Annotated in this window: 10 protein-coding genes and 4 pseudogenes; 6 read left to right on the forward strand and 8 right to left on the reverse strand. The window is 66.9% G+C overall.

Annotated elements, in window-relative coordinates:
* Positions 1 to 104, reverse strand: a pseudogene (locus NI18_RS24380) (alpha/beta hydrolase); the annotation flags it as partial.
* Positions 105 to 194: 90 nt separating this feature from the next.
* Between NI18_RS24380 and phaR the strand changes: the two are divergent.
* From phaR to NI18_RS12895, 6 genes and pseudogenes are all read left to right on the forward strand, one after another.
* Positions 195 to 767 (forward strand): polyhydroxyalkanoate synthesis repressor PhaR, encoded by a 573-nt coding sequence (gene phaR, locus NI18_RS12870; RefSeq protein ID WP_031439998.1) that lies wholly within the window; start codon positions 195 to 197, stop codon positions 765 to 767.
* A gap of 1 nt (position 768) precedes the next feature.
* The gene (locus NI18_RS12875) at positions 769 to 954 is read left to right on the forward strand and encodes a hypothetical protein (RefSeq protein ID WP_031439999.1); all 186 of its coding nucleotides are present in this window, start codon (positions 769 to 771) and stop codon (positions 952 to 954) included.
* Positions 955 to 1038: 84 nt separating this feature from the next.
* Positions 1039 to 1899 carry a sulfurtransferase gene (locus NI18_RS12880; protein WP_037530273.1) on the forward strand — a complete coding sequence of 287 codons (861 nt, stop codon included), beginning with the start codon at positions 1039 to 1041 and terminating at the stop codon, positions 1897 to 1899.
* On the forward strand, positions 1896 to 3107 hold the full coding sequence (gene metC / locus NI18_RS12885) for a cystathionine beta-lyase (protein WP_037530281.1): 1212 nt from the start codon (positions 1896 to 1898) through the stop codon (positions 3105 to 3107). The genes NI18_RS12880 and metC overlap by 4 nt, the downstream gene beginning before the upstream one ends.
* Before the next feature lie 42 nt (positions 3108 to 3149).
* Positions 3150 to 3803, forward strand: a complete 654-nt coding sequence (bluB, locus tag NI18_RS12890; protein WP_037530275.1) for a 5,6-dimethylbenzimidazole synthase — start codon at positions 3150 to 3152, stop codon at positions 3801 to 3803.
* Between the two features lie 222 nt (positions 3804 to 4025).
* Positions 4026 to 4873, forward strand: a pseudogene (locus tag NI18_RS12895) (TorF family putative porin).
* A 215-nt stretch (positions 4874 to 5088) separates the two neighbouring features.
* Here the strand turns inward: NI18_RS12895 and NI18_RS12900 are convergent.
* The 7 genes and pseudogenes from NI18_RS12900 to thyA all read right to left on the reverse strand — a co-directional run.
* Entirely contained in the window at positions 5089 to 5502 is a 414-nt protein-coding gene (locus NI18_RS12900; protein ID WP_031440002.1) for a DUF3035 domain-containing protein, read from the reverse strand.
* Positions 5495 to 5998: a signal peptidase II gene (gene lspA / locus NI18_RS12905; RefSeq protein ID WP_031395901.1), complete on the reverse strand. Its 504-nt coding sequence runs from the start codon at positions 5996 to 5998 to the stop codon at positions 5495 to 5497. The genes NI18_RS12900 and lspA overlap by 8 nt, the downstream gene beginning before the upstream one ends.
* A pseudogene (ileS, locus tag NI18_RS12910) lies at positions 5991 to 8918 on the reverse strand (isoleucine--tRNA ligase). The gene lspA and the pseudogene ileS overlap by 8 nt, the downstream one beginning before the upstream one ends.
* A 73-nt stretch (positions 8919 to 8991) precedes the next feature.
* Positions 8992 to 9915 carry a bifunctional riboflavin kinase/FAD synthetase gene (locus NI18_RS12915; protein ID WP_037530277.1) on the reverse strand — a complete coding sequence of 308 codons (924 nt, stop codon included), beginning with the start codon at positions 9913 to 9915 and terminating at the stop codon, positions 8992 to 8994.
* 127 nt (positions 9916 to 10042) lie between these two features.
* Complete coding sequence (locus NI18_RS12920) at positions 10043 to 10507, reverse strand: dihydrofolate reductase (protein WP_037530279.1); 465 nt, start codon at positions 10505 to 10507, stop codon at positions 10043 to 10045.
* Between the two features lie 164 nt (positions 10508 to 10671).
* A complete protein-coding gene (locus NI18_RS12925; RefSeq protein ID WP_031395906.1) occupies positions 10672 to 11190 on the reverse strand; it encodes a hemerythrin domain-containing protein in 519 nt (172 codons plus the stop codon).
* 87 nt (positions 11191 to 11277) lie between these two features.
* Positions 11278 to 11632 (reverse strand): annotated as a pseudogene (gene thyA / locus NI18_RS12930) (thymidylate synthase); the annotation flags it as partial.

Genomic DNA, 11632 nt, shown 5'->3' on the forward strand with positions numbered 1-11632 from the left:
CGGGGCGGCAAAGGCAGATCCCGGGGCGCGGCCTGATAGCGGTCGAGCCCGGCCAGCGCCCGCGCGCGGCGGTCGGGCGATGCTGCGGTTTCGTTGCGCAACATGGCGAGGAACAGCGGCAATGGCCGTGGACCATGTTGCGGCGCAATGTCAAAGCGCGTAGCGTTTGCCCCGGTCACGTGGAGGGGCTGCATATGAAGAAGCAAAGCACGGTCGACGGGCTTGTCATCATCAAGAAGTACGCCAACAGGCGGCTTTATAATACCGAAACATCATCCTACATCACGCTCGATCATCTCGCGACGATGACTCGCGAGGGCCGTGACTTCAAGGTCGTCGATGCGAAGACCGAAGAGGATATCACGCACAACGTCCTCACCCAGATCATCATGGAGGAGGAAAGCCGCGGCGAGACGATGCTGCCGGTCAATTTCCTGCGCCAGCTGATCTCGATGTATGGCGATTCGATGCAGAAGATGGTGCCCGGCTATCTCGAGGCATCGATGGATAGCTTCCGCCGCAATCAGGAACAGTTCAAGACCGCGGTCGAAGGGGCGTTTGCCCATTCGCCTTTCGCCGACATTGCCAAGCGTAATCTGGCGATGTTCGACGTTGCAGCGCAGGCCTTTGCCCCCGGCAATGCTGCGGCTGCAGCATCCCCCGCACCAGCAGCCGCCAGGCCGGCGGCAACGAAGGACGAGGAGATCGCTGCCCTGCGCACCGAACTCGCCAGTCTTCAGGACAAGGTGGAAAAGCTCGGGAGCTGACATGGCACCGTTGCTGTGGACGGTGAGCGGCGGCTTTGCGGCGCTCGCGATCGCATCGGGTCTGGGCGCCCGCCGTCGCCATCGGCGGCGCGATCCCGACGCGGTCGGCTGGGTCGACTGGCCGACCGTCCAGATGCTTTCGCTCATCGGGCTGGCGGTAACGATCGGGCTGGCGTTCAAGACCTAGCTGGCGGGGCGGCGGCCGAGCCGCGGCCTCGACGTTCGGGCGTGCGCCGGTTACTATTCGCGCCAACCGTCAGGAGGGCAGGTCATGGACACGCTGGTGAGCACCGAATGGTTGGCGAACGCGCTCGAGACCAGCGTCCCGGGCGCTGGCGATCTCAGGGTCGTCGACGCAACCTATGCCGAGGGTCGCGACGCTGCGGCGGACTATGCGGCGGCGCATATTCCCGGCGCGGTGTTCTTGAACCTCGCCGAGCTTCGCGACACCGACAGCGACCTGCCCAACATGCTGCCGTCGCCCGCCAAGTTCGCCAGCCGGATGCAGTCGCTCGGGCTCGGCGACGGCAGCCGCATCGTGCTGTACGACAGCTCGCCTTGGCGCACGGCGGCGCGCGCCTGGTGGATGCTGCGAACCTTTGGTGCGCACAATGTCGCGATCCTCGACGGCGGTCTGGCGAAATGGCAGGCCGAAGGGCGCGAGACGGAGTCGGGCAAGCAGGCGGTGCGGCATCGCCACTTCACCATCTGGGCCGACGACAAGGCTGTTCGCACGAAGGACCAGATGACCGCGAACCTGTCGAGCGGCGCCGAGCAGGTCGTCGATGCACGCTCCGCCGCCCGGTTCACCGGTGCCGAGGCGGACCCGCGACCTGGCACCGCATCGGGGCATATCCCCGGATCCAAATCACTGCCCTATGCCACGCTGTTCAACGCGGACGGCACGTGGAAGACGGGCGACGCGCTGCGATCGGCATTCGAGGGCGCGGGCATCGATCTGGCAAGGCCGATCGTGACGACCTGTGGATCGGGAATCACCGCGGCGGTGCTGGCGTTCGGCGCACATCTGCTTGGCAACGAAGCCGCGCTGTACGACGGCAGCTGGTCGGAATGGGGCGGCGATCCGTCGACGCCGAAGGCAATGGGCGCGAAGGCGACAGGAACGCAATGACCGAAACGACAAGGCCGGTCGGCGACGCCACCAAGGTGGTGCTCGCCGGACGTCGCGCGGAATGGACTCGTGGTGTCGGGGAAGGGGCGATCGTCAGTCCGCCGGTCTGGCGGGCGTCGACGATCCTGTATGATTCCGTTGGCCATCTTCGCGACAGCGCGACCCGCGATACGCATCATCGGTTGTTCTACGGTCGCAAGGGCACGCCGACGCAGTGGAGCCTTGCGGATGCGCTGACCACGCTCGAACCCGGGGCGGAAGGCACGTTCCTCTATGGATCGGGGGTCGCGGCGATCGCCGCGGCTTTGCTCTCGGTGTTGTCGCCGGGCGACGAACTGCTGCTGGTCGACAGCGCCTATGACCCGACGCGCGGGATGGCGAACGGCCTGCTCAAGCGGTTCGGCATCACGACCCGCTTCTACGACCCGCTGATCGGTGCGGGCATCGCCGACCTGATCGGCGAGAAGACCCGCGCGATCTTCATGGAAAGTCCCGGCTCGCTCAGTTTCGAGGTGCAGGACATCCCCGCCATTGTCGCGGCCGCGCGCGCGCGCGGCGTGACGACCCTGCTCGACAATACCTGGGCCACGCCGCTGTTCTTTCCGGCGATCGGCCACGGCGTCGATCTGACGATCCTGGCGTGCACCAAATATGTCGTCGGCCATTCGGACGCGATGCTCGGATCGGTGACGGCAGGGCCCGGCCATTTCAAGGCGCTGCGCGAGACGAGCTTTCAGCTGGGGCAGATCGCCAGTCCCGACGATTGCTGGCTCGGCAGTCGCGGGCTGCGAACGATGGCGGTCCGGCTGGCCCAGCATCAATCGAGCGCGCTGGCGATCGCGCAGTGGCTGGAGGCGCGTCCGGAGGTGGCGCAGGTGCTGCATCCGGCCCTGCCTGGCTGCCCGGGGCACGACCTGTTCGTGCGCGATTTCAAGGGATCGAGCGGGCTGTTCTCGTTCGTGCTGGACGGCGGTGACGAGGCGTCGCGGGCCGCGCTGATCGACACGCTCGAGCTGTTCGGGATCGGCTATAGCTGGGGCGGGTTCGAAAGCCTGGCGCTGCCGGTCGATCCGCACCGCTATCGCAGCGTCACCCGCCGCGAGGTCGCCGGGCCGATGATCCGCCTTCAGATCGGGCTCGAGGACCCGGCGGACCTGATCGCCGATCTCGACGCGGGGCTCGCCGCCTTTCGGGCGGTGCGCGGCTAGCGACCTTGCTCGCCGGACTTGATCGGGTACAGCGTGCCAGCCATGCACACAGAACCGCCCGACGCTGGAGGCCCGGTCTTCGATACGGCGTTTCAGGCCAGGCTCGACCTGCTGTTCCGCTGGCGCCGTGACGTCCGCCGGTTCCGGCGCGATCCGCTGCCCGCGGGCGCAGTCGACGCGCTGCTCGCGGTCGCCGACGCCGCGCCGTCGGTTGGGCTCAGCCAGCCCTGGCGGTTCGTCACGATCGACGACTCCGCCCGACGCGACGCGATCCGCGCGGACTTTGCCGCCTGCAACGCCGCCGCGCTGGCCGGGCAAGACGAGACGCGTGCCGCGCTCTACGCCCGGTTGAAGCTCGCCGGGCTCGAGCAGGCGCCCGTTCACATCGCGGTGTTCGTCGAACCCGATCCTAGTCAGGGCCATGGTCTGGGGCGTCAGACCATGCCGGAAAGCGTCGCCTATTCCGCCGTGATCGCGATCCACACATTGTGGCTGGCGGCGCGCGCCCAGGGGATCGGGCTCGGCTGGGTCTCGATCCTAGACCCCGCGCGGATCGCGCACATTGCGGGCGTGCCGGAGGGATGGCGGTTCGTCGGCTATCTCTGCCTCGGTTATCCCGAACGCGAGGCGGACATGCCCGAATTGGCGCGCGAGGGCTGGGAAGCGCCGCGTCGCACGCCGATCCTGCGTCGATAGGCCGGCGCGCACTCGCGCGTTGCAACCGAGACGGTGTGGCCGGTGCGCAACATCCATGGCGTCAACACCGCGCCTGGCGCAATAATCGCTTGTGCAGTGCATCAACGACTGTCATTCATTTGTCACCGCAGGAAAGACCGCGCTCGGAGGCCATGCCTCGATAGATGCGGCGTCCGCGGGTGCAGGCGGGGACATCGAATTTCCAGTTTCGAAAGGGAAACGATGCGCTTCTCCACTATCCTCTTCGGCGGCCTCGCGCTGGCTGCCGCACCCCCTGCGTTCGCGCAGGATACGGCGCCACCCAAGGACGTCACGGTCAGCGGATCGGTCGGACTTGTCAGCGACTATCGCTTTCGCGGCGTGTCGCAGTCGGACGAAAATCTCGCGGTTCAGGGCGGCATCACGATCGCGCACAAGAGCGGCGTCTATATCGGCACCTGGGGATCGAACCTCGCCGGCTGGGGCACGTTCGGCGGCGCCAACATGGAGCTCGACCTGATCGCCGGGTACAAGCTTCCCGTCGGTGGCGGCACGCTCGACGTCGGCGCGACGTGGTACATGTACCCGTCGGGCTTCGACAATACCGACTTCATCGAGCCCTATGCCAAGCTGTCGGGCACCGCCGGCCCGGTCGCGCTGACCGCGGGCGTCGCCTATGCGCCCAAGCAGCAGGCGCTGGGGCCCTGGTATTCGAACGGCACCTCGGCCGCCAATGGGGTCTATGACCGCGTCAACGCCAAGGATTCGAACCTGTACCTGTGGGGCGATGTCAGCAGCGGCATTCCTGATACCGGCCTGACCGTGAAGGCGCATGTCGGCTATTCGAACGGCAACAAGGGGCTCGGGCCATTCGCCACCAGCGTGTCGCCGACCGGCGAATATTTCGACTGGCTGGTGGGTGCCGATTACGTGATTCCGGGCACGCCGCTGACCTTGGGCGTCGCCTATGTCGATACCGACATCAGCAAGGCGGAGTCGGCGTATCTCCAGCCGAGCTTCAGCCGTGGGCAGGACGCGTCGGTTCGATCGCCAACGGGAAGGTGCTGGCGTCGCTGACCGCCGCATTCTGACGTAACGCGGGCGCTGTCGTCGTCTTGGCGCTTGGCCGGGATGGCGGGAGCGCGCGGTTGCGGCATTTTGCACCGTCGCTTCATGCCCCATCTCGTTACCCCAGCGGAAGCTGAGGTACCTACGGATCAGGGCGGGCGGGGTGGCCATCGACCGAACACGAAAAAGGGCGGCCCCCCTGCGGGAGCCGCCCTTTTTCGCGTCTTGCAGCAACCGATCAGTTGGCGGTGGCGCGCGCATCCTGGCCGTCGCCTTCGGGGGCGGCAACGATGTCGCGCGTGGTCGAGCCCTTGTCGATCACGGTCGTGCCGGGATCGCCCGCGCTGGACCGGATGCCGGGGTCGGCCGCGCTGGGGCCAGCTTCGCTCAGCACGCCGGCTTCGGCAGGGCTGCGCGCAGCGGTGCCGCCGAACAGCGCGTCGAGCGTCTGGGCGTTCGCGGCGGTATCCTGCGGCCGTGCGGCACCCGGCTGCGGCGGCACCAGCGCGAAATCGGGCGGGATGACCAAAGGAGCCTGGCGGGCGACGGCGAACTCGTCCGGTCGCGCACGATCGAGGCTCTTGCCGGCGCCACAGCCGGACAGCAACGCGACGCTCGCCAGACCGGCAGCCAGGGGCACAAACTTACGCATGGGAATTCTCCACAGGGGGCTTCTCGCGCACGAGCAGCGCCCGGACAAGCAGGACGAGCACGCCGACAGTAATCGCTGCATCCGCGACATTGAAGACCAAAAACGGGCGCCACTCGCCGATATGCAGGTCGGCGAAATCGACGACATAACCGAGCCGGATCCGGTCGAGGATATTGCCGACCGCACCGCCGAGCACGAAGCCCAGCGCGATCTGATCCGCCCTGTTCTTTTCGCGCGTCATCCAGATTGCGACCCCGACCGAGATCGCGCCCGTCAGAAGCACCAGCGCCCAGCGCGTCAGATGGCCATCGGCGGGCAGCAACCCGAGCGAAATGCCGATATTGGGCACGAAGCGCAGGTCAAAGAACGACGTGATCGTCTGCGCATCGCCGAGCGAATCGATCCCGAGCGGACGCGTCACCGCCCATTTGCTGAGCTGGTCGGCGAGGAACAGCGCGATCGCCGCCCCGAAGCCGGCCTTTGGCAGGTTACGCATGCGCCACCACCTCTTCGCACCGGTTGCAGAGCTCGCCGTCGGTGGTCACCTCGGGGAGGTGGCGCCAGCAGCGGCCGCATTTGTGGAAGTCGGTGCGCGTCACGGTGACCGCATCGCCCGGCGTGACCTTGGCGACGATGAACGCCTCGGCCAGCGCGTTGGCGTCGAGCAGCATCGATGGGACGGTGATCTCGGCCTCGAGGCTGGACCGCACGGTCTTCTCGCGGCGCAACGGCTCGATCGCCTCGGTGACGGCGACGCGCAGCGCGCGGATTTCCTGCCACTTGGCGCCGACGACGTCGTCCGCGTCGAGCGATGGGAGCGACGGCCATTCGAGATAATGGACCGAGCTGTCCTCGCTCGGGAAGCGCGACTGCCAGACTTCCTCCGCGGTGAAGCACAGCACCGGCGCGGCGTAGCGGACCAGCGCGTGGAACAGCACGTCGAGGACCGTGCGATACGCGCGGCGCTTCACGTCGCCGGGCGCGTCGCAGTAGAGCGAGTCCTTGCGGATATCGAAGAAGAACGCGGACAGGTCCTCGTTCGCGAAGTCGGTCAGCAGCCGCGTGTAGCGGTTGAACTCATAGCCTTCCGCCGCCTGGCGCAGTTCGGTGTCGATCATGCCCAGGCGGTGGAGCACGTAGCGCTCAAGTTCGGGCATGTCGGACACCGCGACGCGTTCCGACTCGTCGAAGCCCTCGAGCGCGCCGAGCATGTAGCGGAACGTGTTGCGCAGCTTGCGGTAGGAATCCGACGCGGTGGCGAGCACCTCCTTGCCGATCTTCACATCGTCGAAATAGTCGGTCGAGGCGACCCACATGCGCAGGATGTCCGCGCCGCTCTCGCCGATGATCTTCAGCGGATCGACGACGTTGCCGAGGCTCTTCGACATCTTGCGGCCCTGGCCGTCGAGCGCGAAGCCGTGGGTGAGGACCGCATCATAGGGTGCGCGACCGCGCGTGCCGCAGCTTTCGAGCAAGCTCGACTGGAACCAGCCGCGATGCTGGTCCGACCCTTCGAGGTACAGGTTGGCGCGTGTGCCTTCCCCGTAGCGCGCTTCGACCGTGAAGACGTGGGTGCAGCCCGAATCGAACCAGACGTCGAGGATGTCCTTCACGACCTCATAGTCGGCGAGGTCGTAATCGGGGCCGAGCAGCGCCTGGTGGCCGTCGGCGTACCACGCATCCGCGCCGTTCTGGCGGAAGGCTTCGACGATGCGCGCGTTGACGGCGGGGTCGTTGAGGTACTGGCCGGTGGCGCGGTCGACGAACAGCGCGATCGGCACGCCCCAGGCGCGCTGGCGCGAGATGACCCAGTCGGGGCGGCCCTGCACCATCGACGTGATCCGGTTTTCCGAGCGTGCGGGGATCCAGGTGGTCGCGGCGATCGCATCGAGCGCGATCTCGCGGAGGGTTGCGCCGTTGCTCGATCCAGGCCCTTCGACTTCGCTCAGGGCGAACGGTGTGGGTGCGTCGATGGCCCCGGGCGTCGGCGTGCCCTCAACCCCTACCGTGGGTGAGTCCGCATCCCCAACCCCGTTCGTGCTGAGCGAAGTCGAAGCACCCTGGATCCCGACCGACGTCGCCGCATCCATCGGGATGAACCATTGCGGCGTAGCGCGGAAGATCACCTTGGCCTTGGAACGCCACGAATGCGGGTAGCTGTGCTTGAAGTCGTCGCTCGCCGCGAGCAGCGCGCCGGTCGCGCGCAGGTCGGTGCAGATCGGGCCGTCGGCGGCCACGAACTTCTTGTTGATGACGGACCCTTGCCCGCCGAGCCAGGCCCAGTCGGTGCGGTACATGCCCGCACCGTCGACCGCGAAGACGGGGTCGATGCCGTACTGCTTGCAGAGCTCGAAATCGTCCTCGCCGTGATCCGGCGCCATGTGGACGAGCCCGGTGCCCGCGTCGGTGGTGACGAAGCTGCCGGGGGAGGAACGGGCGGGGCTTCGCGAAGAACCCGCCGAGGGTGTGCATCGGGTGGCGTGCGGTCGCGCCTTCCAGTTGCGAACCCTTACCGCGCCACTTGATGTTCTCCGACCAAAGATCGAAGCCAATGCGCGTGCGAACGCTATCAAGCAGATGCTCGGCGATCACGACATAGCGATCGTCCGCAAGCACGCAGACATACTCGATCTCGGCTCCATAGCTCAGCGCCTGGTTCACCGGGATCGTCCACGGCGTCGTCGTCCAGATCACCGCATGCGCGCCGACCAGTTCGGGCGCGTTCGGCGCGTCGACGATCTCGAAGGCAACGTCGATCTGCGTCGAGACGATGTCCTCATATTCGACCTCGGCCTCGGCGAGCGCGGTCTTTTCGACCGGCGACCACATCACGGGCTTCGCACCGCGGTACAGCTGGCCACTCTCGGCGAATTTGAGCAGTTCGCGACGATCGTCGCCTCGGCGTCGTACTTCATCGTGAGGTACGGATCGGCCCAGTCGCCCATCACGCCGAGCCGCTCGAACTCGCCCTTCTGCACGGCGACCCATTTTTCGGCATAGGCGCGGCATTCGGCGCGGAACTGGTCGACGGGGACGTCGTCCTTGTTCAGCTTCTTCGCGCGATACGCTTCCTCGACCTTCCACTCGATCGGCAGGCCGTGACAGTCCCAGCCGGGGACGTAGGGCGCGTCCTTGCCCATCAGCGATTGCGAGCGGACGATGATATCCTTCAGGACCTTGTTCATCGCATGGCCCATGTGGATGTCGCCGTTCGCGTACGGGGGGCCGTCGTGCAGGATGAACCGCTCGCGCCCGAGCCGCTGTTCGCGCAGCCGGTCGTAGATGCCGAGCTTTGCCCAGCGCTCGAGGATCGCCGGCTCCTTGGCGGCGAGACCGGCCTTCATCGGGAAGTCGGTCTTCGGCAGGAAGACGGTGTCGCGATAATCGCGCGCGGCGGGGGCGGGTGCGTCGGTCATAGGTGGGGCGGGCTGTAGCCGAGCCGGGGGCCCGTTGCCATCCCCCCTCCCGCACGCACCAGCAGTGGCGCAGTCAGCCGAGGATGGTGCGCGCGCGGTCGCAGTCGATGTCCATCTGCGCGATCAGCGCGTCGAGGCTGTCGAACTTCGCCTCGGGGCGCAGATAGTCGATCAGCGCGACCTCGATCGTCTGCCCGTACAGATTCTCGGTGAAATTGAAGAAATGCGGTTCGAGCAGTTCCTTCGGCGGATCGAAGCTCGGGCGGATGCCGAGGTTCGCCGCGCCTTTCAGCACGCGCCCGTCCTCCAGCTGGCCGGTCACCGCGTAGATCCCGTAGGCGGGGCGCAGATAGTTGCCCATGTCGAGATTGGCAGTCGGATAGCCGATCGTGCGGCCGAGCTTGTCGCCATGCTGCACCACGCCCTCGATCGCGAACGGACGCGTCAGCAGCCGGGTCGCGGTCGCCATGTCGCCGGCACGCAGCGCCTCGCGGATCCGGGTCGAGGACACCGTCTCGCCATCCAGCGCAACCGCGCCGACCGTTTCTGCGCGGAAACCGTGGACCGGCCCGCGCGCGGCGAGCGTGTGGACCGTGCCGCTCTTGGCATGGCCGAAGGTGAAATCCTCGCCCGTCACCACGCCGCCGATCCGCAGATTGCGTTCGAGCCGGTCGGCGACGAACTGCTCGGCGGTCAGCGCGGCGAGATCGCCGTCGAAGTGGAACACCACCATCGCATCGGCGCCAGCGTCTGCGAACAGCCGCTCGCGCTGGTCGAGCGTCGTGAGGCGGAAGGGGGGCGTATCAGGGCGGAAATGGCGGACCGGATGCGGATCGAACGTCGCCACCAGCGCGGGGCGACCCTCCGCCTTGGCCCACGCGATCGCGCGCGCGACCACCGCCTGGTGACCGAGATGGAATCCGTCGAAATTACCCAGCGCCACGATCCCGTCCGCCAGATGCGAAGGGATGGATGCGCCACCGTCGAGCCGTTGCATGCACGGGTCAGTACCCAGACGCCGCGGATGACGATAGTCCTTCCGTGTCGTTGTCTCCCGCGCCTCCTTGTTGTCTCGCGAAGGCGGGAGTCCAGTCCGAGCTCCCGCCGTCGCCGGAGAACAGTCTTTACCGGCGGGTGAGGGTGACGAAGCTGTAGGGTGGGCGCTGCTTTTCGCCCGGGTGGTCTTCGCGGGCGATCTCGTGCCAGCCGTCAAACGCGGGGACGAAGGCGTCGCCTTCGGGTTCGTCATGGACTTCGGTGAGCTCGATCCGGTCGGCATGGGGAAGCAGCTGCGCATAGATCTGCGCGCCGCCGATCACCGCGACGTCGTCGCCGGCCATCGCGAGCGCCTCGTCGATCGAATGCGCCACTTCCGCGCCGTCGGCGTGCCAGTGGCCGCGGGTGAGGACGATATGGCGGCGGCCGGGGAGGGGGCTCGGGAAGCTCTCGAACGTTTTCCGGCCCATCACCATCGGCTTGCCCATCGTAAGCGCCTTGAAGCGCTTGAGATCGGCAGGGAGGCGCCAGGGGAGCTGGCCGTCGCGGCCGATGACGCCGTTGCTGGCGCGGGCGAGGTAGAAGGTGATCATGCGGGTATCATGCCGGATATGGGGGCGGGGGGCTATGCTTGTATCACCACCCCGGCGAAGGCCGGGGCCCAGTTGGGGGACGTCGGTGGTGAAAGACGGCGCTCCGTTACGACCACCTTTCCACCGTTGACCCCGGCCTTCGCGGGTGGTAAGAAGCGGGTGGATCAGTTCGGAGCGTGTTCCTTGACGTACGCCTCGGGATCCTTCTCGACGACCTTCACGCCGTTCAGGTGGTTCGCCTCGAACGCCGCGAACCGGACGCCCAGCTCGTGCCGCTCTTCCAGCGTCGCATGCTTGCGGAAGTCGGTCAGGCCCTGGCGCTCTTCCTCGGCGAGGTGATCGCTGTTCGCCTTGTTGCATTCGCCGACCGCCTCGAACCACGCGTCCGAGCCGACCGGGTGCTTGTCGACCGCTTCGCCGGTTTCGCGGATGTCGTTGTGATCCTCGATCGCGTCCTCGGTCTCCTCGGCGGCCGAGTCGGCGTCGTTGCCGCCGGTGCCGATCTTCATCAACCGCGGGTAGAAGAAGCGCTCTTCCGCCTCGGCATGCGCGTCGAGCAGGTTCTTGAGGCGGGTCCACAGTGCCGACAGCGCCTCGGTGTCCTTGGCGTCGATGCTGTCGATCTGTGCGAACAGCGCGCGCTGCTGGGCATGTTCGTCGAGGATGAGCTGGGTGATGTCCATGATGGCCTTCCGAATGGGTTCGGACGGTCAACCGCGCGCGCCGTCACGGGTTCCTATTGCGATTCGCTCTCTGTTCGGGCGGCGGGTTCAGACCGCGACGGGCGCCTTGATGTGCGGCTGCGCGACGTAATCGTGGAGTACGAAATCCTCATACTCATATGCGTCGATCGAGTCCGGCGTGCGTACGATCTCAAGCCGCGGGAGCGGGCCGGGGTGCGGCCGAGTTGCAGTCGCGCCTGCTCGAGATGAGTCGAATAGAGGTGGCAGTCGCCGCCGGTCCAGATGAACTCGCGACCTCGAGTCCGCATTGCTGCGCGAGCATGTGCGTCAGCAGTGCGTAGCTGGCGATGTTGAACGGCACGCCGAGGAAGATGTCGCCGGAGCGCTGGTAGAGCTGGAGCGAGAGCTTGCCGTTCGCGACATGCGTCTGGAACAGGCAGTG

Source organism: Sphingomonas sp. Ant20, assembly GCF_000783375.1.
Classification (GTDB): domain Bacteria; phylum Pseudomonadota; class Alphaproteobacteria; order Sphingomonadales; family Sphingomonadaceae; genus Sphingomonas; species Sphingomonas aerolata.